At 66.4% G+C, this 24,866-nt stretch carries 22 protein-coding genes and 1 pseudogene; 14 read left to right on the top strand and 9 right to left on the bottom strand.

Translation table 11 applies throughout. From position 1 onward, the window contains the following. Nucleotides 1-49: 49 nt before the first annotated feature. Nucleotides 50-781, bottom strand: a complete 732-nt coding sequence (locus CYU59_RS11635) for a hypothetical protein (protein WP_292989365.1) — start codon at nt 779-781, stop codon at nt 50-52. Nucleotides 782-921: 140 nt separating this feature from the next. Here CYU59_RS11635 and CYU59_RS11640 point away from each other — a divergent pair, with 140 nt between their 5' ends. Further along, nucleotides 922-1,464, top strand: a complete 543-nt coding sequence (locus tag CYU59_RS11640; RefSeq protein ID WP_292989753.1) for an ABATE domain-containing protein — start codon at nt 922-924, stop codon at nt 1,462-1,464. Here CYU59_RS11640 and CYU59_RS11645 read toward each other — a convergent pair whose 3' ends face one another. Then, nucleotides 1,465-2,046 (bottom strand): TetR/AcrR family transcriptional regulator, encoded by a 582-nt coding sequence (locus CYU59_RS11645; protein ID WP_292989367.1) that lies wholly within the window; start codon nt 2,044-2,046, stop codon nt 1,465-1,467. 198 nt (nt 2,047-2,244) lie between these two features. On the opposite strand from CYU59_RS11645, the gene CYU59_RS11650 reads away from it, so the two are divergent. The 9 genes from CYU59_RS11650 to CYU59_RS11690 all read left to right on the top strand — a co-directional run bounded on the left by CYU59_RS11650 (nt 2,245) and on the right by CYU59_RS11690 (nt 11,983). Continuing rightward, the gene (locus CYU59_RS11650) at nt 2,245-2,907 is read left to right on the top strand and encodes an HAD-IA family hydrolase (protein WP_292989369.1); all 663 of its coding nucleotides are present in this window, start codon (nt 2,245-2,247) and stop codon (nt 2,905-2,907) included. A 53-nt stretch (nt 2,908-2,960) separates the two neighbouring features. Then, complete coding sequence (locus CYU59_RS11655) at nt 2,961-4,169, top strand: sedoheptulose 7-phosphate cyclase (RefSeq protein WP_292989370.1); 1,209 nt, start codon at nt 2,961-2,963, stop codon at nt 4,167-4,169. Between the two features lie 9 nt (nt 4,170-4,178). Further along, nucleotides 4,179-5,555 carry an ATP-grasp enzyme gene (locus tag CYU59_RS11660; RefSeq protein WP_292989372.1) on the top strand — a complete coding sequence of 459 codons (1,377 nt, stop codon included), beginning with the start codon at nt 4,179-4,181 and terminating at the stop codon, nt 5,553-5,555. Further along, entirely contained in the window at nt 5,556-6,614 is a 1,059-nt protein-coding gene (locus CYU59_RS11665; protein ID WP_292989374.1) for a D-alanine--D-alanine ligase, read from the top strand. Then, nucleotides 6,611-7,435 carry a TauD/TfdA family dioxygenase gene (locus CYU59_RS11670; RefSeq protein ID WP_292989376.1) on the top strand — a complete coding sequence of 275 codons (825 nt, stop codon included), beginning with the start codon at nt 6,611-6,613 and terminating at the stop codon, nt 7,433-7,435. The genes CYU59_RS11665 and CYU59_RS11670 overlap by 4 nt, the downstream gene beginning before the upstream one ends. Next, nucleotides 7,435-9,750 (top strand): endopeptidase La, encoded by a 2,316-nt coding sequence (gene lon, locus CYU59_RS11675; protein WP_292989379.1) that lies wholly within the window; start codon nt 7,435-7,437, stop codon nt 9,748-9,750. Before CYU59_RS11670 ends, lon begins: the two co-directional genes overlap by 1 nt. Nucleotides 9,751-9,769: 19 nt before the next feature. Next, on the top strand, nt 9,770-10,159 hold the full coding sequence (locus CYU59_RS11680; RefSeq protein WP_292989382.1) for a nitroreductase/quinone reductase family protein: 390 nt from the start codon (nt 9,770-9,772) through the stop codon (nt 10,157-10,159). A gap of 2 nt (nt 10,160-10,161) precedes the next feature. Next, on the top strand, nt 10,162-10,494 hold the full coding sequence (locus tag CYU59_RS11685; protein ID WP_292989385.1) for a TfoX/Sxy family protein: 333 nt from the start codon (nt 10,162-10,164) through the stop codon (nt 10,492-10,494). A 256-nt stretch (nt 10,495-10,750) separates the two neighbouring features. Next, nucleotides 10,751-11,983 (top strand): FAD-dependent oxidoreductase, encoded by a 1,233-nt coding sequence (locus CYU59_RS11690; RefSeq protein WP_292989388.1) that lies wholly within the window; start codon nt 10,751-10,753, stop codon nt 11,981-11,983. Here CYU59_RS11690 and CYU59_RS11695 read toward each other — a convergent pair. The 3 genes from CYU59_RS11695 to CYU59_RS11705 all read right to left on the bottom strand — a co-directional run bounded on the left by CYU59_RS11695 (nt 11,976) and on the right by CYU59_RS11705 (nt 18,051). Next, on the bottom strand, nt 11,976-14,069 hold the full coding sequence (locus CYU59_RS11695) for an NAD-dependent epimerase/dehydratase family protein (RefSeq protein ID WP_292989390.1): 2,094 nt from the start codon (nt 14,067-14,069) through the stop codon (nt 11,976-11,978). The genes CYU59_RS11690 and CYU59_RS11695 overlap by 8 nt on opposite strands. Nucleotides 14,070-14,158: 89 nt before the next feature. Then, nucleotides 14,159-15,640, bottom strand: coding sequence for an acetyl-CoA acetyltransferase (locus tag CYU59_RS11700; protein ID WP_292989392.1), 1,482 nt, complete (start codon nt 15,638-15,640; stop codon nt 14,159-14,161). Then, entirely contained in the window at nt 15,640-18,051 is a 2,412-nt protein-coding gene (locus tag CYU59_RS11705) for a CoA transferase (RefSeq protein WP_292989394.1), read from the bottom strand. Before CYU59_RS11705 ends, CYU59_RS11700 begins: the two co-directional genes overlap by 1 nt. Before the next feature lie 67 nt (nt 18,052-18,118). Here CYU59_RS11705 and CYU59_RS11710 point away from each other — a divergent pair, with 67 nt between their 5' ends. Continuing rightward, entirely contained in the window at nt 18,119-18,883 is a 765-nt protein-coding gene (locus CYU59_RS11710; protein WP_292989397.1) for a CPBP family intramembrane glutamic endopeptidase, read from the top strand. A gap of 77 nt (nt 18,884-18,960) precedes the next feature. Here CYU59_RS11710 and CYU59_RS11715 read toward each other — a convergent pair whose 3' ends face one another. The 3 genes from CYU59_RS11715 to modA form a co-directional block, all read right to left on the bottom strand. Next, entirely contained in the window at nt 18,961-19,230 is a 270-nt protein-coding gene (locus CYU59_RS11715) for a GlsB/YeaQ/YmgE family stress response membrane protein (RefSeq protein ID WP_292989400.1), read from the bottom strand. Between the two features lie 113 nt (nt 19,231-19,343). Further along, the gene (locus CYU59_RS11720; protein WP_292989403.1) at nt 19,344-20,477 is read right to left on the bottom strand and encodes an APA family fibronectin-binding glycoprotein; all 1,134 of its coding nucleotides are present in this window, start codon (nt 20,475-20,477) and stop codon (nt 19,344-19,346) included. Between the two features lie 177 nt (nt 20,478-20,654). After that, the gene (modA, locus tag CYU59_RS11725) at nt 20,655-21,431 is read right to left on the bottom strand and encodes a molybdate ABC transporter substrate-binding protein (protein WP_292989756.1); all 777 of its coding nucleotides are present in this window, start codon (nt 21,429-21,431) and stop codon (nt 20,655-20,657) included. A 267-nt stretch (nt 21,432-21,698) separates the two neighbouring features. Between modA and CYU59_RS11730 the strand changes: the two genes are divergently transcribed. The 3 genes and pseudogenes from CYU59_RS11730 to CYU59_RS11740 all read left to right on the top strand — a co-directional run bounded on the left by CYU59_RS11730 (nt 21,699) and on the right by CYU59_RS11740 (nt 24,375). Then, complete coding sequence (locus CYU59_RS11730) at nt 21,699-22,376, top strand: SDR family oxidoreductase (protein ID WP_292989406.1); 678 nt, start codon at nt 21,699-21,701, stop codon at nt 22,374-22,376. A gap of 57 nt (nt 22,377-22,433) precedes the next feature. Beyond that, nucleotides 22,434-22,772, top strand: a pseudogene (locus tag CYU59_RS11735) (hypothetical protein); the annotation flags it as partial. A gap of 217 nt (nt 22,773-22,989) precedes the next feature. After that, the gene (locus CYU59_RS11740; RefSeq protein WP_292989409.1) at nt 22,990-24,375 is read left to right on the top strand and encodes an NAD(P)/FAD-dependent oxidoreductase; all 1,386 of its coding nucleotides are present in this window, start codon (nt 22,990-22,992) and stop codon (nt 24,373-24,375) included. Here the strand turns inward: CYU59_RS11740 and CYU59_RS11745 are convergent. After that, on the bottom strand, nt 24,372-24,767 hold the full coding sequence (locus CYU59_RS11745; protein ID WP_292989412.1) for a PaaI family thioesterase: 396 nt from the start codon (nt 24,765-24,767) through the stop codon (nt 24,372-24,374). The two genes, CYU59_RS11740 and CYU59_RS11745, sit on opposite strands and share 4 nt — an antisense overlap. Nucleotides 24,768-24,866 lie beyond the last annotated feature (99 nt).

Consider the following 24,866-nt stretch of genomic DNA (forward strand, 5'->3'; position numbering starts at 1 on the left):
GAACTCTGAATCTACGCGCCACGACCACGGCTTTTGCGGATTTGATGACTCAGACCTGAGCCGGGATTTCGGCATCTCGCCGTGACGAGGCGGCCGCGGTGTCGGCACGCTGCGCATCGGCCAGACGGCGCCACGCATGGATGGCCTGACCGGCGAACGCGGTGATCGTGCCGGCTCTGGTTTCCGTGCCGGACGCCATCGCGTGGGCGTTCTCCGCGTGCGCGATCACCCGGTCCAATGACGTGACAAGCTCACCGTCGACGAACCTGGTGGACTCGAAAGCAGCGCGGACAGCCCGATTTCCAGCGCCGTTCAGCGTTGTGGCCAGCGCGAGGGCGGCCCGGGCGGCGGCGTCCCACTGTTCCACCGACGGCGTCTCCCCCGCCGCCGCGGAACGGTGCAGCGCGGCGATGTCGCGGATCGCTGTGTGCGCCGTGAGCTTGGCGAACCGCAGCAGTCCCCAGTTGTCGTCGGTCAGCAACTCCGCCAACCAGCTGTGCACCACCGACTCCGGGACGTCGGCGGTGCCGACCGTCAGCCAGGCCAGGTCGAGGGCGAGCACGCTGTGCTCTGGTGACAGGTAGCCATCCGGGGCGGCGAGCAGATCGTTGGCCGATTGGACCAGCAGGCTCAGCGGCCGCGCCGAGCCGGCCGGGAAATCGGTGACGTGTTGGTCGCCGTTGATGTAAGAGATGACGTTCATTGCGCACCCTTTGCCCGAGCCCGGTTGGTGCGATCCTCTGGCCAACCTCAGCGGGTGGGTGATGCGGTCGAGGTCCATGTCATCGGCTCCTTCTGCCTTCGATACCTGCTGACACCCGAGTGGGCCTGCTGGTTTCTCGTCTGTGCGTGTAACCATTTCGACCGGTTACTTATTGCCGCCTCCGGTGAAACCTGTCAAAGTGGTTACTCGTGACATTCGTGTACCTGGGGGGCCGGCGATGCCTGAACTTCGCTGGGACCATGAAGCGGCGGGACAGTGCCCGCGAGGAACTGCTGAGCGAGCCGGAGTCCTTGTCGGACTGGGCGGTTGAGGCGGGGTTGCTGGATTCGGCTATCGACGTCACGGCCGACGACCTGGCGGCCGCGATCGACCTGCGCGAGGCGATCTACCGAACGGTGGTTGCCCGGCTCGACGGTCGACGGCCCCGGCCCGCAGATGTCGACCTGCTCAACGAATGGGCCGCCGAACCTCAGCTCACGCCGCGGTTACTGCGGACCGGAGGCACCCGGCGCGCGGGCACCCCTGCCCAACTGTTGGCCGGCGTGGCCGCAGACCTTCTCGATTTGTTGGGCGGTGCGGACATCGAGAACGTCAAGCGCTGCGCGCACGAAAACTGCACTCGTCTTTACGTCGACTCGTCGAGGGCGAAGAACCGCCACTGGTGCGGGATGGGTACGTGTGGCAATAGAGCCAAGGTCCGGGCGTTCCGGGAGCGGCGGCGGGCCGCGGCGACCGGGTAGCTATTGCCGCTGCGCCGTACTGCGCAGCACGATGTCGACCGCGGCGTTTATCACGTCGTCGTCCGGCACGGTGCCGAACATGATGGATGGGCAGGCCACCACGCCTGTGAGCATGGACAGGGCCGCCTCGAGTTCGGCCCCGTCAAGGAATTCTCCGAGCATGGCGCGCATCTGTCCCTGGCCGGAGTTGTTGATCTTGTCGCGGATCTCGCGCATCTCGTCGAATGACGCCCACTGGGCCATGCCGGTCAGGATGCGGTCGAGCCGCATGTCGGTGATGCCCCCGCGGAAGGCCCAGAGCTCGCCGATGATGTCGCTACGAAGGTCGCCGGTCCGTTCGAAGTGCGGTAGATCGCCGAGGGCATCAAGTGCAAGCGCGACCAGATCCACCCGGGACGGCCAGTGTGTGTACAGGGTCGTCTTCGAGTAACCGGCCAGTTCGGCGACCCGTGCGTGCGTGACGGCGTCGGAGCCCTCGTCGGTCAGCACGCCGAGAGCAGCGCGCGCGACGTCTGCGCGGGTACGAGCCACCCGCGCGTCCTCGCCGGTGCCGGACGCTTTATCGCCCGAGCCGGGTGTCATCTCTGCACTCCACCTTTGCGCTGGCCTTGCTTGAGTCGAGCCGCCCAAAAGAAGTTAGCCGATGATGAACTGTTTCTGTAATGGAAGATCCCGTCACTAATGTACGTTTAGACCAATAGTGTACTGGGAAGTGGTTACCGTACCGGTTGGCCAGATGGCCGATCCGGCCCGACTGCCCACTTCGTGAGAAGGAATTTCATGTCTGCCATCCTTTTCGGTTCGATCAGCACCCTTGTCGACAGCTCCGAACTCCAGCGCCGCGCGTTCAACGAGTCCTTCGAAGCCCATGGTCTCGATTGGCAGTGGTCGCAGCCGGATTACGTCGCGATGCTGGACTCCAACGGCGGGGCGCAGCGAATCGCCGATTACGCCGAGTCGCGCGGTGACGATGTCGACGCCGAGGCGGTTCACGCCACCAAGTCGCAGATCTTCCAGGACCTGCTGTCATCTGCCGGGCTCAAGGCGCGGCCTGGGGTGATCGAGACGGTCAACGAAGCCAAGCGCCGCGACATCAAACTCGGATTTGTCACGACCACGTCGCCGGAGAACATCTCCGCTCTCCTCGAGACGCTCAGCCCGGACATCGATGCCGAGACGTTCGACCTGATCGTCGACCGCGACTCGGTGGCAAACCCGAAGCCCGACGCCGCCGCGTACCTCTATGCCTTGGAGCAGCTCGGCGAGACCACCGACTCCGTGGTGGCGATCGAAGACAACGTCGGAGGCGTCACCGCGGCCTCCGCTGCCGGCGTCAAGTGCATCGCATTTCCGAACGACAACACCTCGGACGGTGACTTCAGCGGGGCTGACGACACCGTCGACTCGCTCAATGCGGAGCGCTTGGTGGAGCTCGTCGCCTAGCCCTGCACCCGCGTCCGTCTCCCACTCGTTCGACTAGCAAGGACATCAAAAACATGAGTGATCTGCAAGCACGAGTTATCAGTAGCCCCAGGGCGTTTCACGTCGAAGGTTACGAGAAGATCCAGTACGACTTGATCTACGTCGACGGCGTATTCAGCCGCGACAACCCGGAACTCGCCGAAACCTACGGTCCCTACGGCCGCACCCTGATGGTGGTGGACGAAACCGTCTACGACCTGTACCGGGAAGAGATCCACGCGTACTTCGACCACCACGAGATCGCGCTCACCGTTGTGCCGGTGCAGATCCGGGAGACGGCCAAATCGCTGGAGACGTTCGAGCGGATTGTCAGTGAATTCAACAACTACGGACTGGTACGTACCGAGCCCGTACTTGTCGTAGGTGGCGGCTTGACCACCGACGTCGCGGGATTCGCCTGCGCGAGCTATCGGCGCAACACCCCTTACATCCGCATCCCGACCACCCTGATCGGTCTGATCGACGCCAGCGTCTCGATCAAGGTTGCCGTCAACCACGGCAAGCACAAGAACCGACTGGGTGCTTATCACGCCTCGCAGAAGGTGCTGCTCGACTTCTCCTTCCTCAAGACGCTGCCGGAGGACCAGGTCCGTAACGGAATGGCCGAGCTGATCAAGATCTCGGTGGTCGGCAACACCGAGATCTTCGAACTCCTCGAGAAGCACGGCGAAGAACTCCTGCACACCCGATTCGGTTACCTGGACGGGACACCGCAATTGCGTTCTGCCGGTGAGAGACTCACTCACCAGGCCATCGCAACGATGCTCGAACTCGAGGTTCCGAATCTGCACGAGCTCAACCTCGACCGGGTGATCGCCTTCGGACACACCTGGAGTCCGACGCTGGAGTTGAGCCCTCCGGATCCTTTCTTTCACGGCCACGCCATCAACATCGACATGGCTCTGTCGACCACGTTGGCCGAACAGCGCGGGCTGCTCTCGGTCGACGAGCGAGATCGGGTACTCGGACTGATGAGCAACCTCGGTCTCGCTCTCGACAGCGAGCACCTGACCCCGGAACTGCTGGCCGCGGCCACGGCGGCGATTCTAAAGACCCGCGACGGGATTCTGCGCGCAGCTGTTCCGGCACCGATCGGAACCTGCCTGTTTCTCAACGACGTCACTGTCGAAGAGCTCGCCGAAACCCTTGTGCTGCACCGGAAGCTTTGCCTGAGCTACCCGCGCAACGGCGACGGCGTCGACATGTTCACCTCAGCGGCGTAGGCACCGGCGATGCACGAGGTTGTACCGCTGCGTAGTTCGTCGCCAGGCGGCGACAGCTACGCAGCGGCATGGCCGGAACGTCGGCACCGGGCGAATGCGTTCCGAACGCTCAGCACGCTGATCGGGTTGCTGATCACGCTGCCGGTCGATGCGATGCTGGTGGCGATGGCCCTGATCCGCAGGCCGCAGCCGCCGAGAGCCACGCTGCCCGGGGCGTCCCGTCGCACCGTGTTGCTCACCGGCGGCAAGATGACCAAGGCGCTGCAACTGGCCCGCTCATTCCACTGCGCGGGCCATCGGGTGATCTTGGCGGAGACCGCCAGGTACCGGCACACCGGCCACAAGTTCTCCAACGCCGTGGACGAGTTCTACTGCATTCCCGAACCGGGTGAACCCGGCTACGAAGACGCGCTGTACGAAATCATCCGCTATGAGGCGGTCGACACGTTGATCCCGGTGTCGAGCCCGGCCGCGAGCGTGCATGACGCGCGGGCGCGCTACATCCTCGACGGGTACTGCGACGTCGTGCACGCCACCGAAGACATCGTGCGCATGCTGGACGACAAGGCCGAGTTCTCCAAAGTCGCCGTCGCACTCGGGCTTCGGGTTCCCGACTGGGTGCGGATCACCGACCCCCGGCAGATCGTCGATTTCGAATTCCCTCAGGGCCGTAGCTACATCCTGAAGCGGATCGCCTACAACCCGGTTGGCCGCTTGGATCTTCCCCGGTTGTCCAAGAAGACACCGCAGCGCAATGCCGCACTGGCGCAATGGCTTCCGATCTCCGAAAGTGACCCCTGGATCCTGCAGGAATTCATCGAAGGTCGCGAGTACTGCACCCATGGCACCGCCATCAATGGGCAGCTGCAAGTGCACGTCTGCTGCGAGTCGTCGGCTTCTCAGCTCAACTACGGCATGGTCGACAAGCCCGAGATCAGGTCCTGGGTAGAACACTTCGTGGACGCGTTGGGTGTCACCGGACAATTCTCGTTCGACTTCATCGAGGCGGCTGACGGCAAGGTCTACGCCATCGAATGCAATCCCCGTACCCACTCGGCGATCACGACGTTCCACAACCACCCGCAGCTGGCATCGGCCTACCTGAAGGACGGCCACCCGACCATCACACCGCTGGCCGGTGCCCGACCGACGTACTGGATCTACCACGAACTGTGGCGCCTGCTCACCCAGCGAGGCCGGCTGGCGCGGGTGAAGAGCATTCTGAGCGGCAAGGACGCCATCTTCACCTGGTGGGATCCGTTGCCGTACTTGATGGTTCATCATCTGCAGATCCCCGCACTGCTGATCGACAATCTGAAGAGCCGACGAGGCTGGGCGAAGATCGACTTCAACATCGGCAAGCTGGTCGAACCGGACGGCGATTGAGTGTCTCTCGACAGTTCGCTCAGGCTCCTGCATCTGGTCGGCTCCCCCTCGGACGACTTCCACGCCGAGCTGTCCCGGCTCTACGCGGGCGCGTGCCTGGATGCGCTGGCCGGCGGAAAACACGTCAATCAGATCGCCTGGGTTTCCCCGGGTGGATCTTGGCGGTTCCCGGACGCGCTGAGCGTCAGTGCGCTCGAACGTGCACCGGCGCTGAACCTCTCGGACGCGGTCAGCCACATCTGCACGCTCGGAGTCGACGCGGTGATTCCGCAGATGTTCTGTATCCCGGGCATGACGACCTACCGCGCGCTGTTCGACGAACTGGGCATCCCTTACCTGGGTAACCCGGCCGACGTGATGGCTCTCGGCGTTGACAAAGCCCGGGCGCGCGTCACGGTCGCTGCCGCCGGGGTCGACGTGCCCGCGGGCGAGGTGCTGAACGCCGGTGAACGACCCACACTGTCCTACCCGGTAGTGGTCAAGCCCCTCGACACCGACAACTCGGTTGGGGTTTCGCTCGCACGCACACCGGGCGAGTACGACATCGCCGCCCGGTCAGCGCTGGTTCACAGCGACGCCATTCTGGTGGAGTCATACGTCGAGCTCGGCCGAGAAGTTCGCTGCGGCATCATCGTTCGCGACGACGAGCTGATCTGCCTGCCGCTCGAAGAGTACGCGATGGACCCAGCGAGCAAACCCATCCGAACCGGCGAGGACAAGCTGGCCCGAACCGACAGCGGCGATCTGTACCTCGTCGCCAAAGATCCCGAACGCGCGTGGATCGTCAGCGACGACGACGTGTTGACCGAGCGCGTCTGGGCCGCGGCACGGCAGTGTCATCGGGCCCTGGGCTGCCGGCACTACAGCCTGTTCGATTTCCGCGTCGACCCGTCCGGCCGGCCGTGGTTTCTCGAAGCGGGCCTGTACTGCTCGTACTCACCGGGCAGCGTGATCGCGGTCATGGCATCGGCCATCGGTCTCGACGTGCCTCAACTGCTCGACATCGGATTGGCCGAGTTGAAACGCGAAGGGGCGCAATGCTTGACATCATCAGGATGAAGCCCGTCGGTGCCCGGGTGACCGGACTGCGCGTCGACGCGCTCGACGAAGCCACCGTAACCGACGTCCGACGTCTCCTGGCCGAGCACGGCGTGCTGGTACTGCCCGGCCAGTACGCGGACGACACGGCGTTCCTGCGATTCCTCCGCAGCTTCGGGCCGATCATGTTCACCGTCGGTGAAACTCCGGTGCCCGAACACCCCGACCTCAACGTCGTGAGCAATCTGGGCAGGTCGGGTCCTGGAAAGCGGGCGCCACGATCGACATTCCACACCGACACCAGCTATGTGCGTCGGCCGCCGGCATTCACCGCCTTGCGGGCGGTGACGGTGCCGGACCGGGGCGGCCACACCATGTTCACCAATCAATACGCGGCTTACGCCACGCTGCCGGACGACGTTCGCCAGCAGCTGAACGGACGCGAGATCACGCATGTGATGACCGGCCTGCAGCTCTCGCCCGACGCTGAGACCTCGGCTACTCATCCGGTGTTCGGAGTCCATCCGATATCGGGGCGGACGTACCTGTATCTCTCCACCCCGGAGCGATGCGTGCACGTCAGCGGCATGTCACCGGAGCACGCCGCCGAGACCGTCGAGTTCCTCTTCGCCCACTCGACCCGCGCGGACAACGTGTACCGGCACACCTGGTCTCCCGGGGACGTGGTGATCTGGGACAACCGGTGCGTGCTGCACAAAGCCGACCACAGCGGGGTGCTCGGCGACCGTGTCATGCACCGCGGCATGGTCGCCGACGAGAGCCGGGGAACAAATCAGATGGGGTCCAGGTTGAGCGCATCAGGCTTAACTTTGGAGGAATGATGGCTGAAGCCAAATCAGTGCCGGTGTTGTTCGTCAGCGACCCGGTTGTTCTGCCCGGAATGGTCGTGCCGATCGCGTTGGACGACGCCGCCCGTGCCGCCGTCGATGCCGCACGTGCCACCGAATCCGGCACGCTGCTCATCGCTCCCCGGCTCGACGACCGCTACCCGTCCTACGGCGTGCTCGCCACGATCGTCCAGGTCGGCCGGATACCCGGCGGCGGCACCGCGGCGGTCGTGCGCGGTGAGCGCCGGGCCCACATCGGCGTCGGCGCCAGCGGACCTGGTGCCGCGCTGTGGGTCGAGGTGACCGAGATCGCCGACCCCGAACCCACCGATGAAACCCGCACCCTCGCAGGCGAATACAAGAAGCTGCTATTGGCCATGCTGCAGCGTCGCGAGGCATGGGAACTGGTCGACGTCGTCAACAAACTGACCGACCCGTCGGCGCTGGCCGACATGGCCGGCTACGCGTCGTATCTCACCGACGTGCAGAAGCGGCAACTGCTGGAGACCGAAGACGTCAGCGCGCGGTTGCAGGCGCTGATCGAGTGGACCGGCGAACACCTCGCCGAGGTCGAGGTCAACGACAAGATTGCCGGCGACGTCCGCGATGGTATGGAGAAGCAGCAGAAGGAATTCCTGCTGCGCCAGCAGCTGGCCGCGATCCGCAAGGAACTCGGCGAAGGTGAACCCGAAGGTTCCGACGACTACCGGGCCCGCGTCGAGGCGGCCGAGCTGCCGGACAAGGTCCGCGAGGCCGCACTGCGCGAGGTCGCGAAGCTGGAACGCTCCAGCGACCAGAGCCCGGAGGGTGGCTGGATCCGCACCTGGCTGGACACCGTCCTCGACCTGCCGTGGAACACCCGCACCGAGGACTCGACGGACCTGAAGGCGGCACGCGAAATCCTGGACGCCGATCACCACGGATTGGACGACGTCAAGGACCGCATCGTCGAGTACCTGGCGGTGCGTGCCCGTCGCGCCCAACGTGGACTGCAGGTCGTGGGCGGCCGCGGTTCCGGTGCCGTGATGGTGCTGGCCGGTCCCCCCGGGGTCGGCAAGACCTCGCTGGGCGAGAGCGTCGCCCGCGCCCTGGGCCGCAAGTTCGTCCGCGTCGCTCTGGGTGGTGTGCGCGACGAGGCCGAGATCCGCGGTCACCGTCGCACCTACGTCGGTGCGCTGCCGGGCCGGATCGTGCGTGCCATCGGCGAGGCCGAATCGATGAATCCCGTTGTGCTGCTGGACGAAATCGACAAGGTCGGCTCGGACTTCCGCGGCGACCCGAGTGCGGCGCTGCTGGAGGTGCTGGACCCGGCGCAGAACCACACCTTCCGCGACCACTACCTCGACTTGGATCTGGACCTGTCCGACGTGGTGTTCCTGGCCACCGCCAACGTGATCGAGAACATCCCGTCGGCGCTGCTGGACCGGATGGAGCTGGTGCAGATCGACGGATACACCGAGGACGACAAAGTCGCCATCGCGCGGGACTTCCTGTTGCCCCGCCAACGTGATCGCGCCGGTCTGACCGGCGACGAGGTCAGCGTCAGCGACGCAGCGCTGCGCAAGATCGCCGCCGACTACACCCGCGAGCCCGGCATGCGGCAGTTCGAACGGCTGCTGGCCAAGGCGCTGCGCAAGGTGACCACCAAGATCGCCGACGAGCCGCTGACGATCGATGAGCCGGACCTGGTCGAATACCTGGGCCGGCCGCGGTTCACGCCGGAGTCCGCCGAGCGCACGGCGGTGCCCGGGGTCGCCACCGGCCTTGCGGTGACCGGGCTCGGAGGCGACGTCCTCTACATCGAGGCCGGCGCCAATGACGGCGAGCCGGGTCTGCAACTGACCGGTCAGCTGGGCGACGTGATGAAGGAGTCCGCTCAGATCGCGCTCTCCTACGTGCGGGCGCACGCTGCGGAGTTGGGCGTCGACCCGGCCGCGCTGAACCGGCGGATCCACGTGCACGTGCCGGCCGGCGCCGTTCCGAAAGACGGCCCGTCAGCCGGTGTCACGATGGTCACCGCGCTGGTGTCGATGGCCACCGGGCGACAGGTCCGCGCCGACGTCGGCATGACCGGTGAGGTGACCCTGAATGGCCGGGTGCTGCCGATCGGCGGCGTCAAGCAGAAGCTGCTGGCCGCGCAGCGGGCCGGACTCACGACGGTGTTCATCCCGCAGCGCAACGAGCCCGACCTGGACGATGTGCCCGGCGAGGTGCTCGACGCTGTCGACGTCAGGCCGATGACCGACGTCGCCGAGATCGTCGCGCAGGCTCTGGAGCCGGTGGCGCACGAGGTGACCGCGGCGGCCTGATCTGAGTTAGCCTGCGGTCATGCCTGATCTGCAGCAACTCAAACGGAGTGTTGTTCACACGGCCCAACGCCTGGTGGTCAATCCCATCGGTCGTCGTTCACCGATGACCATGTTGGAGACCACCGGGCGTAAGTCGGGCCAACCTCGACGCACCGCGATCGGCGGCCGGTTGATCGGCGACGAGTTCTGGCTGGTGTCCGAGCACGGCGAGCATTCCCACTACGTGCTCAACATCAAGGCGAATCCGGTGGTACGGCTTCGTCTGCACGGCCAGTGGCGCACGGGAACCGCCCATCTGCTGCCCGACGACGACGTCAACGCGCGTCTCAAGGGTCTACCGGGCGTCAACAGCGCGCTGGTCCGGCTGATGGGCAGTGACCTGCTCACGATCCGGGTCGACCTGGACTAGGCATGGCCTACGACACCGAACTGGCCGATCGCGTCCGCGAGCTGCTCGGGCCGATTCGGGGCGTCGACGAGAAGCGAATGTTCGGCGGCCTGGCGTTCCTGATCAACGGCAACCTGGCCGTGGCGGTCAGCGGGCAGGGCGGACTCATGGTCCGGGTGCCGCCCGCGGAGACCGACAAGCTGGTAGCCCGAGCACACGCGAACCCCATGGTCATGGCCGGTCGCGAAACCCGAGGGTGGGTGCGCGTGGACGCCGGCGGCCTCACCACGAAACGGCAGCTGACGCAGTGGGTGACCCGCGGGGCCGACTACGCCCGGGAGTTGCCGCCGAAGTAGCCGCCGTGGTTTGCGCACCCCGAAAATGCGGGTACGCCCTGGCCCGTGGCCGGGCACAAGCGGGTGGTTCGCCAACCGCTGGATGCTGCGCGCACCACGTTCGCCGATAAGGCGGGCGTCCGGTTGAGCGACCCGCCCACGCCGCTGTTCCAGCTCCTGCTCCCCCGGGTGCCGACGCCCGGTTGGCGGCGGCTCTGGTCCGGGCAGCGCTCGACGCCGACCTGCGCCGGCAGGTGGCGAACAGATAGGAGCAATTGTGGCTGACTCGAAAACCTTTGTCATCGTGGGCGGCGGGCTCGCCGGAGCCAAGGCGGCTGAAGCGTTGCGGGAGAAGGGTTTCAGCGGCAAGATCGTCCTGCTGGCCGACGAGGATCACCTCCCCTACGAGCGACCGCCGCTCTCCAAGGACTTCCTGGCCGGCAAGAAGTCGCTCGGCGATTTCACCGTGCACGATTCAGACTGGTACCGCGAGAACAAGATCGAGCTCAGGACCAGCACCGAGGCCGTCTCGATCGACGCGACCGCTCACACGGTGACGCTCTCCGACGAGACCACCCTCAACTACGACAAACTGCTACTGGCCACGGGATCGCGTTCGCGATGGCTGACCATTCCGGGCGCCGAATCCACTGGCGTGCACTACTTGCGGAAGTTCGACGACGCATCCAACCTGGACACCACCCTCAAGGAGGGGTCCTCGCTGGCTGTCATCGGAGCCGGGTGGATCGGGCTGGAGGTGGCGGCGAGCGCCCGCGCGCGCGGAGTCGACGTCACCGTCGTCGAGACCGCCAAGGTCCCACTGAGCGCCGCAGTCGGCGAAGAGATCGGCAAGGTGTTCGCGCAGCTGCATCGTGACCACGGCGTCGATCTGCGCCTCGACACCGAGGTCAAGGAGGTCACCACCGAGGACGGCAGGGCCACCGGCCTCAAGTTGGGCGACGGATCGACGATCACCGCCGACCGCGTGCTGATAGCCGTCGGCGCACAGCCCAACATCGAGTTGGCGGAGCGAGCCGGTCTGGCGACCGAAGACGGCGGCGTACTCGTCGATGCGGCGCTGCGCACCAGCTCGCCGGACATCTTCGCGGTCGGTGACATCGCTGCCGCCGAGCACCCGCTGTTCGAGGAACGAATCCGCACCGAACACTGGGCGAACGCGCTCAAGCAACCCGAGATCGCCGCGTCCGGAATGCTGGGCGACCCGGGCGAATACAAAGAACTGCCGTACTTCTTCACCGACCAATACGACCTGGGCATGGAATACGCCGGCTACGCGCCCGACTACCAGCGGGTGGTGTTTCGGGGCGACAAAAACAGCCGCGAATTCATCGCCTTCTGGCTCGATCGCGAGAACCGCGTGTTGGCCGGAATGCAGGTCAACATCTGGGATGCGCTCGACGACATCAAGAACCTGATCCGTAGGAGGTCGCCGGTCGATCCGGACAAGCTCGCCGATCCCGAGGTGTCGTTGAGCGACGCGCTCAGCTGACCGTGACGACGTCTGGAAGGCGCAGGCTCTGAAACCGTTCCCGCTCGGCGCGCCGACGCTTGATGCGCAGCCGTGCATCAGCAGGTAGCGTGACGACCTCGTCGCTCGTCAGGTAGAAGATTTCGCCGGCCACATCGATGAGTTCAGCCGCGACAAAGCGAGATCCCAACTCGCGCAACGTTACTCGAAGCTCATGGGTGAAGCGGATGGTGGTGTCGTAGGCCAGTTCGCGTGAGGCTCGTGCGCTGGCCGCCAGCCGCTCGGACAATTTTTCACCCGATCCGGAATGCGGCATTCGCGTCGTCGGCTCGATCGCCGCCCGGCCGGCCGCGGCAAGCAGGGTGGACGGGTCGTCACCGATCATCAAGTTGGCCAGCTCGACCTCGGCGGGTCCGCGATGCGCGATCCGGTCGACGGCCGCCGCGAAGGCGGCTCCCACGGTTTCCGATCGGGCGATGATGCCGGGCAGGTCCCCGTCGATGGCCGACGCACACATCTGCGCGTCGTTGCGGATCAGCGATGCCAGCGAGGAAGTCTCGGCGCCAACGGCGTCGCTGTCCAGCAGGGCGCCCAGACCGGCGACGGCGATGCACACCCCGCGGCGCTCCACCGTCGCAGCGGTGACGCCGCTGTCGATGAGCCACAGTCCGGTCAAGGCCCAGCCTTGCTGGATCCGGTCACGCAGCAGCCGGACGCGTGCCTGGAGTTCAGCATCCGACAACGAATTCAACTGTGCCGCACCGATGTGTTCGGACTCGGCAGCCGCGACGTACGCCTGGGATTCGCTCTTCAGGTGTCGCAGCACGGCCAACGCGCGTTTGAGCACCACCGCTTTGGCGGTGGCGGATCCGAGCAGCCCGCCTTGCGGCGGCCGGCCCAGCGGGAACAGCGAATCCACTGAAGTGTCGCTCGACGACGTCCGTACCAATTCGTCGACGTCCCAGCCGGGTAGCTGTTCGGCGGCCAACACCCCGGCCGACACGCCGAGGTAGGGCCGGTGGCCGAACACCGCAACTGCCCTGCTGTTCCATTCGGCTGCGGTGACGTCGCCGCACGCCAGCACCGAGCCGATCGTCCGTGCCGCGGCACGCAGGCCGCTGATCTGCACGTCGAGGGTCATCGGGGTCAACGGACCGGGGAGCTTCTCGCCCAGCGGGACGGCGCTGAACACCGGAAAGCGCGGGTCGACCCGGTCGTCGAACTCACCTTCCTTCTCGTCCGACGATGCTGTCGCCAGCGGCGCGCCGTCCACGGGTTCGGTGGGCAGGGCAACCTCGACCGGCAACGGCGAATGCCCGGCCAGTGTCGTGGCGCCGCTGGTCGCCAGCTTGCGGCCGGACAAGCCGCGAGCGGTGTCGGCGATGGCATCGTTTGTCGGCCAGGCGAATTCAAATCGCCACCCGTCGCCCAACGCGGTGAGATCGAGATCGGGTGTCAGTCGATCCCAGACTGGCGGACGCGGGCGCCGTGGCCACTGGCCCGCAGCCCGCAACATGCTGCGGGCGGTGGCCACATCGATGGCGTCAGGACTTGCCAGGTCGACGATTCCGGTGCGGTTGGTGGACACCGCGAGCACCAGAAACCGAAGTAGGTCGTCGAAATGAACCACCCGAATCGGGTCGACAGCAGCGCTGCTGTGCTGCAGGGAGGCGACTGTTCGGCAGATCATCCAATCGAGTTGGCGGCCGACCGGCGGGGCGATTCGCACCACGAGGCTCGGTGCCCAGCCGCTGGCCACCAGCGTCTCGGCGTGCTCGTAGAGCGCCGGCGAGCCCGCTGCCGCGGATACGTAGATCAGCCGGGCGCCGGCGCGTGCCGCCGTGTGCGATACCCGGACCAACCCGTCGATCCCGGCGCTGCCGGGCACGCCAGGCTCGATCGACGCGAGGTGCAACACGACATCGGCGGCGTTGGCCAGCCGCTGCAGTATCGGGTCGCCGAGCGACGCGCTGACGAAATCGACGTCGGGATGCAGGTTCTCGTGCGGATGCGCTGCGATGCCGGTAACGGTATGGCCGGCAGCAATCAGTTGCCGGGCCACCGCGCGCCCCAGTAGACCGGTGACGTCGGTCAGCAGAATGCGCATGCCCGAGCACCTCCCCGGCGCGTCTAGTCGATTGAAAGACAATAGTCTCGCGGGGCACTTCCCGGTAGCCTTCAGCTAACCCGGTTAACTCATTGCAACGTGGCGGAACCGTCGGCGTGGACGGTCACCTTTGCTCCGCCGATGTCCTCATTCACGGTCTGCGCGGCCGCCGACGGGTCGTCGATCAACGCCAGCGTCCGGCGTTCGTCGGGCGTGCGGACCGACAGGAATGCCTTCTCGGGCTTACCATCCCGGTCGAACGGGGTCGTCCAGGCCTCCACAGTGCCGACGCCTTCCCACTCCACCGCCGCCGTCCGGGTCGGCTCCCGGTCGACGGCCGATTGGACGTCCTCCCAACGGAATTCCGACTTCGGCGGCTCGGTGCCGTACACGCCGAAGCTGTGCTTGGTGAGGTAACCGCCGTTGGCGGTGATCAGACCGCGGCGGCCCGGGTTGGACGTCAAGAGTTCGGCCATGGTGGCGATGGAGTGGGCGACGTAGTTGTTCCACGGCCCGCCCGCAAAGGTGAGCCCGCCGGTGACGGTGAGCGGCCGGGCCGGGTCGTCGACCGGGAGCCCGAGTTCGTTGGCCGCGACCTGCACCGCGGACGGAAAGCACGAGTACAGGTCGACGTAGTCGATGTCGTCGATGCCCAATCCGGCCAGCTCCAGCGCGCGTGCCCCGCCGATCCGGATGGACGGCGACCGGTGCAGTTCGGCTCGTTCGCTGATCGAGTAGGTGTCGTGTGCGTCGGTGCCGGCGTAGGGGTAGACCCATTTCTCGGAGGGGATCTGCAGGCGAGTCGCGGCCTCCACGGACGTCAAGATCAACGCGGCGCCCTGGTCCACCATGTTGTTGGAGTTCATCAGCTTGGTGTACGGCCAGCTGATCATCCGGTTCGACGGGCCGGGCCGCGAAATTTCTTCAGCGGTAATCGGTTGACGAATCCACGCGTGCGGATTCTGCACCGCGACCTCGTTGAAACGAGCCCACAGCTCACCGATACGGCGCCGGTGATCGTCGACCGACTCTCCCGTGCTGACGCGCAGCGCCTGCTCGAAGATCGGGTAGATGTAGGCCGGGCGGTCGAGTTTGATTCGGATCTCGGAATCGCCGGCCATCGGCACGTTCTCGTCACTGCCCTCCGGCAGTGGAATCGCGTTGTCCTGCTCGGTGGAGGTCAGCCGCTCTCCGTCAGCGCGCCGTTGCGTGCGAGTCCGCCACATCTCCGCACCGGCCACCAGCACCACGTCGGCGCGGCCCTGTTGAATGTCCGCGCACGCCCGGTTGACCAGGGTCTGCGGGACGTTCCCCCCGATGCCGCTGTACTTGGTGGTGAATTTCGCGGCACCGATGCGCTCGCCGAGCAGTAGCGCCGGGTCCCGGTAGTACACGGACAACAGGTTGACCACCCGGATCGAGTCGATCGCCTCGAGCACTCGAGGGTCGGCGGCTTCGCGTGCCGCCGCTGCCATCAGGTCGACCGGTTCGAGGGTGTTGTCCTGGGCCGCCACTCGGTGGTTGATCTGACCGTGCGCGACGAGAACAGGCGTTCTGGGGTTGACGGCCATCACGTGGAACCTTCCGCGGAATCGGTGGATGCGAACAGCACCCCGTCATGAATCAACTGCTCGGTTTCCTCACTACTCATGCCGAGGATCTTCAGGCAGATTTCCCGGGTGTCCTGCCCGGGCAGCGGGGCCGGGCGCTGCGGTGCCACCGGAATGTGCCGAAACGGGGCCGGGCCCGTCTCGGCCGGCAGGACATTGTCGAACAACGGATGACGCATGTCGCTGAACAACTTTCGTGCACCCAGCTGCGGATCTTCGAGGATGTCCGGCGGGCGACTCATCTGCCCGGCCGGCACGCCGACGCTCTGCAGCGCGTCCGCGACCTGTTCTGGCGTGCGGCTGACGGTCCGCGCCGACACCAGCTCGACCAATTCGACGCGATGCGCGGTTCGTGCGGAACCCGACGCGAACCGCGGGTCGTCGGCCAGCTCCGGCAGCCCCAATGCCGCACTGGCCGAACGCCAGTCAACGTCGTCTCGAATCGAGACCACGCACCACTCGTCGTCACCCGCACACGGGAAGACCTCGTGGACGCTGGTGTCGTCGCTCAGCTGAGCCGCGTCGTCCTCGCGCGCCGTGTCGGTGACGTAGCGGGCGTCGAGTTGGTTGACGACGGCTTCCGCTTGCGATACGTGGACGCGAGCCCCGGTGTCGGTGCGGTCGCGATGGATCAGCGCGGCCAGCGCTCCGATCGCGGTGATGCGTCCGACCACGTGGTCGGGGAAGACCGTCGTCGCGTCGTAATAGCTGTGCCGAGTGTCGGATTCGTCCGATTGCGAATGTGGGTCGGTCCACAGCTTGCTGACACCCGCGGTGGCGCGCACCAGCGGTCCGTACCCCAGCCGGTTGCTCCACGGCCCGCGATCGCCGAAGGCGCTGCTCTCGGCCAACACCACGCGGCGATTCAGTGACTGCAGGACGTCATGAGGAAAGCCAAGTGCGACAAGCGTTCCCGGTTTGAAGTTGGCGAAGACCGCATCGGCGTCGGCGACCAGCCGGCTGAAAACCCGCTTACCCTGCTCGCTGCGCAGGTCGAGACCGAGCGCCAGGTTGTTGCGATGTGTCCAGGCGAACGACTCGCTCATGGCGTCGCCGACACGGGCTTGCCGCAGCCCGTCCGGGTAGGCCGCGCTTTCGACCTTGATCACCTCGGCGCCGAGATCGCCGAACAGCCGGCTGAGTTCCCCGCCCGCGACGATGATGCCGAGGTCGATGATCCGCAGTCCGTCGAACGGACGTGGCCCGGCCTTTGCGGGCGCAACGATGGTCGCCGGGTCCGCGGCCCAGCGCGGCTCATGGGCGCCCGCGCGTGGAGCGGGTGCACGAAACCCGATGTGCCGGCCGTCGACCGAGTAGTAGCCGGTCGGGATGGTGCCCTGCACGCCGGGAACGAGTTCGGCACTGGTGACGGCGCCGACGGTCTCGAAGTGTTCGGAGGCCAGAATCTGCGCCGGATCCAGTACCGCGGAGATCGCGACGCCGTGCGATTGGCCTTGTGCAACAAGCTCTTTCATTGTCTGCTCGGCGAAGAGCCGCTGGACCAGCAGGCCGATCTGCGGCCAGGCCTTGAATCGTGCGGCGATGACGTCGTATTCGGGGTCCTGGAATTCCGCCGGCTCCCCCAGCCAGCGACGCAGTCCGTGCCACTGCCGGGGGGACATCACGCACAGCCGAACGTGACCGTCGCGGCACGCATAGATCGGGTAGGCATCTTGATTCTTGGGGCGTCCGCGCCACCGGTCGGGCCGGCGGACGCCCGCGGCGGCCTGGCCATGCGCACCGAACGCGGGATCGAGCGCCATCACGACCGCTTCGAAACGCGAGAAGTCGATGTAGTCGCCTGTGCCGCAACGTAATTTGTTGTAGTACGCGACCAGTGCGGCCCAGGTTGCCTGCACCGCGGCGGTGGCTGAGGCGATGCCGTCCGGCGGCGAAACCGGTGTGCCGGTGGTAGGACCCGAGCGGGACAACGCGCCGGACAGCGCGTACAGGACCTGGTCGGTCGCTCGCCAGTTTGCGCGTGGCCCCGTCCGGCCGAAGTCCGTGATCGACAGTGCGACCAGCTGTGGAAAACGGTCGGCCAGCTCCTCACACGAGGTCCCGTACCCGGCCGCCTGCCCCGGCGATCCACTGTCGACGACGATGTCGGCGCTTCCGGCGAGCCCGATCAGCCGCTCGCGGTCCTGCGGGCTCGACGGGTCGAGGACCGTACTGCGCTTGTTTGCGTTGTGCAGGGCGAAGCGCACCCCGGTGCCGCGCAATGTCGGTCGGCGGGTGCGCGCGGGGCTGCCGCCCGGCGGCTCCACCTTCAAGACATCCGCGCCGAGGTCGGCCAACAGCCGGGTGACAGCATCGCCGTCGTCGTCGCACAGGTCGAGCACCCGTAGCGACGCAAGCAGGTCGTCAGGCATCAGGTCAGCGTAGTTGGCAGGTGTCAACTTTGATCAGCTGCCCGGCGGCCGCCGGTAGCCTGGTGAGATGTCTGGCTACGAGAGCGCCGCGGTGGAACCGCACCCGCTGCTGGCGCAGCTCTCGGCGCTGCACCAGTTCCGTATTCAGGTCGACGTCGCGGTCGTCATTGTCGTGCTCGCGCTGACGAATCTGATCGCGCACTTCACCACTCCCTGGGCGAGCGTCGTGACCGTCCCGGTCGCCGCGGTCGGGCTGGTCGCCTGGTTGCGCGTCACCGGACTCGGCTGGGCCGAGCTCGGGCTGGGCCGTGAACATTGGAAGTCGGGTGCCGCGTACGCGCTGGGTGCCATCGTCCTGGTGGTTGCGGCGATCGCAGTGGGTGCGTGGTTGCCGCTCACCCGGCCGATGTTCATGAATCACCATTACGCGACGATCTCCGGCGCGCTGATGGCCTCGATGATCATCATTCCCTTGCAGACCGTCATTCCCGAGGAGCTGGCGTTTCGCGGTGTGCTGCACGGGACGCTCAACCGGGCGTGGGGGTTTCGCGGGGTGGCGGTGGCCGGCTCACTGTTGTTCGGCCTCTGGCATATCGCCACGTCGCTGGGATTGACCTACAGCAATGTCGGCTTCACCCGGGTGTTGGGCGGTGGCTTCCTCGGCATGTTGGCCGGGGTGGTGCTGGCCGTGATCGCAACCGCGGCCGCCGGTTTCGTCTTCAGTTGGCTCCGGCGGCGCAGCGGCAGCCTGCTGGCGCCGATCGCGCTGCACTGGTCGCTCAACGGGCTGGGCGCGCTAGCCGCCGCCTTGGTCTGGCAGGCGTCCAGCTGACTCAGACGGGACTGGGGCGGGCGATCTGCCGGGCGTGCAACGCGGCGCGAGTCATCTGACCCGGCGCAGTCGCGCTGTCAGGTGCGCGACTTGGCCGCTTTGTAGATGAACAGCAGCAGCACGGCGCCGACCAGTGCTCCGAGGAACGAGTGATTGATCGGCGGAGTGACGGTGAACTTGTGTGGCGGAAAGACGAGACTGCCCAATGTGCCACCGACGTAAGCACCCACGATGCCGAGCAGAGAGGTTGCAATCAGTCCGAGTGGCTGACTGCCGGGAACGATCAATCGTGCAATCAGGCCGACGATCAGGCCGAGGATGAGCATCCAGATGATGTGCAGAATCACGACCGGCTCCTTGCGTATTGATTTGTGTTCAGCCCACTGCCGGACTGTCTGGGGTGTGCCCGAGAAGCCTAACGAGCCGATGGCTGGCTAGGGAATCTTCGCCCACCGTGCGATCAGGTCGATACCGCGCCCGGGGCGGGGTTCACCCCGTTTCCTCCGGCCGGCTGAGGTCCCGCGGGCGCGGGGCCGGCCGGAGCGGGACCGGCTGGGCCAGGACCGACCGGTGCAGGACCGGCGGGAGCGGGAACGCCGGGGCCGGCGGGTGCAGGACCGGCGGGAGCGGGAACGCCGGGGCCGGCGGGAGCAGGACCGCCGGGACCGGGTGCCGGACCGGTCGGACCGGGACCGGCCGGCGCAGGTGCCCCCGGGCCCGGCGCGACCACCAGTGGACGGACCGATTCGGCCAGCGTCTTCGCACCGGCCTTGTCGACCGGGTTGTTGCCGGTTCCGAGCCACACCACGAACCAGCGCTGAGGCGCCGCGCCTGCCGGGCCCGGCGCGCTGACCACGCCCGCCCAGATCTGACCGTTCGGCTTGGTCGTGTCGCTGAACTTGACCTCGTAGAACGACGCCCCACCGGCGGCGCCGTTGGCGCCGAGCGGAATGGTCTCCTGGTTCACCCGGGTGCCGGGATAGGGCATGAAGAACTCGCCCATGTCCGACGCGAGCCTGGCCGCTGCCTTGGTGTTGTCGGCCTCGGCACTGGCATAGAGCTTCTGGTCCAATTTCCCGAGGACCACGCGGGTGTCGTTGGCGACCGGTGGCGGCTGACCGGGGTTGGGTGCTCCGGAAATCTTGCTGAGTAGCGCCGATCCGTAATCGAGGTGCGTCGCGTCGGATTCCACCCATCCGGCGGGCAGGACGAAGCTGAATCCGCCTACCGGGTTGTCGATTCGGCCCGCGTTCGGGTCGACCGGAACCGGATTTGCGGGATCCGTCGCCGCCGGGCCGGGGACCGGGCCGATGCCCTGCGGCGCGGGACCGCCGGGACCGGGCACCGCATCCGCCGCGGGTATTCCCGGCGCGGGCGCAGCTGGCGCCCCCGGGTTGGGTCCCACGGGGGCGGGTCCGGCGGGGGCCGGTCCGGCGGGAGCGGGTGCGGCTGGACCGGGAGGCGGGGTCGCCGGATCGGCACCGGCGGCCGCGGGCAGTGCGAGGGTGATGGCACCAGCACCGCCGACTGCGGCGATGACCCGCATCATCCAGCGCATTTTGGTCCGTGACGAATAGCGCTCTGCCTCGTTCATGACGAAAAAGCTACCGTGTTACACCCGTGACGCAAGGGTGAATAGCAGTCGTTTCGCCTGGTTTTTCTGATCTGTCGGCGGCCGCGCGACCTACGCGCAGCTCATTGGTTGGACGATGTCGGGATAGGCCTCCGGGTGACAATTCGCTAACGCACGCGCCGCCGGGCGCGTCACTGTTCACGGACCGGCGAATCCGGCCTCAAGTAGCACCTGGCGGCCGGTCGGACCGACGACCAGATCGACGAATTTCTGCGCCAGCGCCGACTGGGCCGCATTCCTGAGGACGACGATCGGATAGGCGTTCACCGCGTCGGCGGATTCCGGAAATCTGACGGTGTCGACCGTGTCGCCGGCGTTGTGCGCGTCGTTCATGTAGACCAAGCCGGCGTCGGCGTCGCCGGCGGTGACGCTGGCCAGCACCGCGGACCCGATCGGCTCCTCGCGCACCGGGCTGGGGTGTACGCCGGTGTTGTCCTCGATGTGCTGTACCCCCGCCCCGCACGGTGCCGACGCTTGACAGACCGCGACGCGCACGTCAGGTCTGCCGAGGTCTGCGAAGGATCGAATCTGCTTGGGGTTGCCCGGGGCGGTGAGGATCACCAGGGTGTTGGACGCGAAGTCGACCGGTTCGCTGCTTGTCAGGTCCGCCTTGACCACTGTGTCCATTTGCGCACTGTCGGCCGAGGCGAAGACGTCGGCCCGACTGCCCTGGGTCAGCTTGTCGGCGAGCTCGGCAGACGTCGCAAACACGAAATCGACAGTCGCGCCGGGATTTTCGGTCTGAAACTTGCCGGCCAGCAACGTGAAGGCCGGCCTGAGGGGCAGGGCGGCGAACACCTTGACCGGGGTGGCCGGCGCGCGCGCCGACGACGAGACCGCCGGTGTCGGCGGTCGAGACGGCTGCCCGCATCCGGCCAGGCTCGTCAGCACTGCACACGTCAACAGCCATGCCATCGCGGACCGGCGCGCAGTGCCGCGGGATGACGTCACAGTGCTCAGCGTTGTCCAAATGGTGACCTCGCCGTGCCGGATTTGGAGTTTCATATCTAGCTACCGTCCAGTAACATAAGGAAACGTTAATGCCACACACGCCCTGAAATCCCAGGGACCGGCGTTGCGGTGTGCCACCATCGAAGCATCGGAAGACCGTTGCTCTAGGCGGACGCCGCGGCTGCTCACGACGAGCCGGCACCTGGATTCAATGCTGAATACAAGGAGGTCATGGCGATGGAGGTACTGGTCACCGGCGGCGACACCGAACTGGGTCGCGCTGTTGCTGAGGGGTTCCACAACGAGGGCCACACGGTCACGCTGCTCGGCGCCCGCCGCGACGACCTCGAGGTAGCCGCCAAGGAGATCGAGGCGGACGCGATCGTCTGCGACAACACCGACCCCGCCGCTCTCGCGGAGGTCCGCCACCTGTTCCCGCACCACCTGGACACCATCGTCAACATTCCGGCACCCCGCTGGGACTCCGGTGACCCGCGTGCGTACTCGCTGTCCGAGTTGGCCGGCGCATGGCGCCGCTCGCTCGACGACACGGTGCTGTCCTCCGTACTCACCCTCGAGACCGTGGGCGACCACCTGCGTTCGGGTGGGTCGATCATCAGCGTCGTGCCGGAGAACCCCCGCCCCGGCAGCGCCGAGGCCGCCGTCAAGGCCGCCCTCGCCAGCTGGGTGGCCGGCCAGGCGACCGTGTTCGGCACCCGTGGGATCACCGTGAACGCCGTCGCGACCGGGCGCAGTGCCCAGCCGGGTTACGAAGGCCTGTCGAGCACGCCGCCGTCGGTGGCCGCCGAAGTCGCGCGGATGTCGCTGTTCCTGACCAGCCCGGCCGCCCGCCACATCACCGGGCAGACACTGCATGTCAGCCACGGCGCGCTGGCGCAGTTCGCCTAACGCGTAGTTCGCGTCGGCGACCGTTGCAGCCACGCGTCGGTCACCAGGGTGGGTTTTGTGACCATTCGACTTGGCTTCCAAATCCCCAACTTTTCCTACGGCACCGGTGTCGAACAATTTTTTTCCCACCGTAATCGCGCAGGCGCGTGAGGCCGAATCAGCGGGCTATGACGCGCTTTTCGTGATGGAGCACTTCTATCAGCTGCCGATGCTCGGCTCCCCCGATCAACCGACGCTCGAGGCGTACACCGCTCTTGGCGCGTTGGCACCGATTCGGCGTTCGCCGAACCGCGCTGTCGCGAACGCACTCCGATCCTCATCGGTGGCAGCGGCGAGAAGAAGACGTTCTCCATCGCGGCTCGTTACGCCGACCACCTCAACATCATTGCCGGCGTCGGCATCGACGGCGTGGTGATCAACATGCCGCGCTACACCCCGGGAGGGATCGCAGCGGTCGCCGAGGCTCTGCGGCCCGTTGCCGCCTGACGCCAGCGACCTGCGTCACGTGCGAGGTCGCGGGTGTGGGCGATCACAGCTGCTTACATCGAAAATTGCAGGTCCGGGGGGCTATCGTAGAGCCTGAACCCTGTCGCCGCTGAGGAGCAATGACGCCATGAACGCCCAGCTCGAAGACACTGCACTGAACCGTCGACACCGGGTAGTGGTCATCGGCTCGGGATTCGGCGGCTTGAACGCGGTCAAGAAGCTGAAGAGGGCCGACGTCGACATCAAGTTGATCGCCCGCACCACCCACCACCTCTTCCAGCCGATGCTGTACCAAGTGGCGACCGGAATCGTCGCCGAAGGTGCGATCGCTCCCCCGACCCGAATGATCCTGCGCGGGCAGCACAACGCCCAGGTCTTGCTCGGCGACGTCACGCACATCGATCTCAAGGGCAAGTTCGTCGTCTCGGAGTTGCTCGGCCACAGCTACGAAACCCCGTTCGACAGCTTGATCATCGCCGCCGGCGCCGGACAGTCGTACTTCGGAAACGACCACTTCGCCGAATACGCACCCGGGATGAAGTCCATCGACGACGCGCTGGAACTGCGCGGTCGCATCATGAGCGCGTTCGAGGCGGCCGAGCGGTCCAGTGATCCCGAGCGGCGCAAGAAGCTCCTCACGTTCACCGTCGTCGGCGCAGGGCCGACCGGTGTGGAAATGGCCGGCCAGATCGCCGAACTCGCCGACTTCACGCTCAAAGGCACGTACCGCCACATCGATTCGACGAAGGCGCGGGTGATCCTGCTCGACGCCGCGCCCGCGGTACTTCCGCAAATGGGCGAGAAGCTCGGCAAGAAGGCCGCTGCGCGTCTGGTGAAGATGGGTGTCGAGATCCAGCTGGGCGCGATGGTCACCGACGTCGACCGCGACGGCATCACCGTCAAGGATGGCGACGGCACTCTCCGCCGTATCGAGTCCTCGTGCAAGGTGTGGTCGGCCGGTGTCTCCGCGAGCCCGCTGGGCCGCGACCTGGCCCGCCAGTCGGGTGTGGAACTCGACCGCGCCGGACGGGTGAAAGTACTACCTGACCTGTCGATTCCCGGGCATTCCCACGTTTTCGTGGTCGGCGACATGGCAGCCGTCGACGGGGTGCCGGGCGTCGCTCAAGGCGCGATCCAGGGCGGCAAGTACGCCGCCAAGGCGATCAAGGCCGAGCTGGCCGGGGCCGACCCCGCGCAGCGCGAACCCTTCCAGTACTTCGACAAGGGCTCGATGGCCACGATCTCGCGGTTCTCGGCCGTTGCGCAGGTCGGTCCGGTCGAGTTCGGCGGAGTCATCGCATGGTTTGCCTGGCTGCTGCTGCACCTGGTCTACCTGATCGGCTTCAAGAACAAGGTCACCACAGTCCTGTCGTGGCTGGTGACGTTCTTGAGTGGCCGACGTGGTCAGCTCACGATCACCGAGCAGCAGGCCTTTGCCCGCACCCGGCTCGAACAACTGGCGGTTTTGGCCGCCGAGGCGCATCAGGACGAGACGGCGAAAGCCGCCAGTTAGCTCTCGGCTTCGAGGTTCTGGAGCCGTACCTGGCCTCGCGCCACCAAACGCTCGTCCGAGTCGACGATGGTGACCAGCCAGAGCTGCTGACGCCGTCCACGGTGGATCGGCGTCGCGGTGCCGTAGACCGTCCCGCTGCGGATAGCGCGCAGGAAGTCGGTGTTGTTGTTGACACCCACGACCGAGCCACCGCCGTTGGCGTCGATCCAGGTGTAGGCGGCCACGCTGGCCAGGCTCTCCACCATCGAGCACCACACGCCGCCGTGCACGATTCCCATGGGCTGCAGCAGTTTTGGCGCGACTTCGAGGTGCGCGCGGGTGCGGTCGGGGCTGATTTCGGTGAAGGCAAGTCCCAATTCCTTGTCGAACGGTGCCTCAGCTAGCGGCTGCATGGTTCCCCTTCCGTTGCCCTACGAGCCCACCGGGCCCAAGCCAACTATTGCGCGGTATGTTAACGGGACTGTATGATTCTTTTTGAATGTAAAACACTT

It is taken from the genome of Mycobacterium sp. (assembly GCF_002863225.1).
Classification (GTDB): domain Bacteria; phylum Actinomycetota; class Actinomycetes; order Mycobacteriales; family Mycobacteriaceae; genus Mycobacterium.

Coding starts and splice junctions, on each gene's coding strand:
- lon (WP_292989379.1), top strand. CDS start 7,435: ATGGCTGAAGCCAAATCAGTGCCGGTGTTGTTCGTCAGCGACCCGGTT.
- CYU59_RS11685 (WP_292989385.1), top strand. CDS start 10,162: ATGGCCTACGACACCGAACTGGCCGATCGCGTCCGCGAGCTGCTCGGG.
- CYU59_RS11645 (WP_292989367.1), bottom strand. CDS start 2,046: ATGACACCCGGCTCGGGCGATAAAGCGTCCGGCACCGGCGAGGACGCG.
- CYU59_RS11705 (WP_292989394.1), bottom strand. CDS start 18,051: ATGCCTGACGACCTGCTTGCGTCGCTACGGGTGCTCGACCTGTGCGAC.
- CYU59_RS11740 (WP_292989409.1), top strand. CDS start 22,990: ATGAACGCCCAGCTCGAAGACACTGCACTGAACCGTCGACACCGGGTA.
- CYU59_RS11700 (WP_292989392.1), bottom strand. CDS start 15,640: ATGGCCGTCAACCCCAGAACGCCTGTTCTCGTCGCGCACGGTCAGATC.
- CYU59_RS11720 (WP_292989403.1), bottom strand. CDS start 20,477: ATGAACGAGGCAGAGCGCTATTCGTCACGGACCAAAATGCGCTGGATG.
- CYU59_RS11680 (WP_292989382.1), top strand. CDS start 9,770: ATGCCTGATCTGCAGCAACTCAAACGGAGTGTTGTTCACACGGCCCAA.
- CYU59_RS11670 (WP_292989376.1), top strand. CDS start 6,611: ATGAAGCCCGTCGGTGCCCGGGTGACCGGACTGCGCGTCGACGCGCTC.
- CYU59_RS11660 (WP_292989372.1), top strand. CDS start 4,179: ATGCACGAGGTTGTACCGCTGCGTAGTTCGTCGCCAGGCGGCGACAGC.
- CYU59_RS11710 (WP_292989397.1), top strand. CDS start 18,119: ATGTCTGGCTACGAGAGCGCCGCGGTGGAACCGCACCCGCTGCTGGCG.
- CYU59_RS11695 (WP_292989390.1), bottom strand. CDS start 14,069: ATGCGCATTCTGCTGACCGACGTCACCGGTCTACTGGGGCGCGCGGTG.
- CYU59_RS11650 (WP_292989369.1), top strand. CDS start 2,245: ATGTCTGCCATCCTTTTCGGTTCGATCAGCACCCTTGTCGACAGCTCC.
- CYU59_RS11745 (WP_292989412.1), bottom strand. CDS start 24,767: ATGCAGCCGCTAGCTGAGGCACCGTTCGACAAGGAATTGGGACTTGCC.
- CYU59_RS11635 (WP_292989365.1), bottom strand. CDS start 781: ATGGACCTCGACCGCATCACCCACCCGCTGAGGTTGGCCAGAGGATCG.
- CYU59_RS11730 (WP_292989406.1), top strand. CDS start 21,699: ATGGCGATGGAGGTACTGGTCACCGGCGGCGACACCGAACTGGGTCGC.
- modA (WP_292989756.1), bottom strand. CDS start 21,431: ATGGCATGGCTGTTGACGTGTGCAGTGCTGACGAGCCTGGCCGGATGC.
- CYU59_RS11655 (WP_292989370.1), top strand. CDS start 2,961: ATGAGTGATCTGCAAGCACGAGTTATCAGTAGCCCCAGGGCGTTTCAC.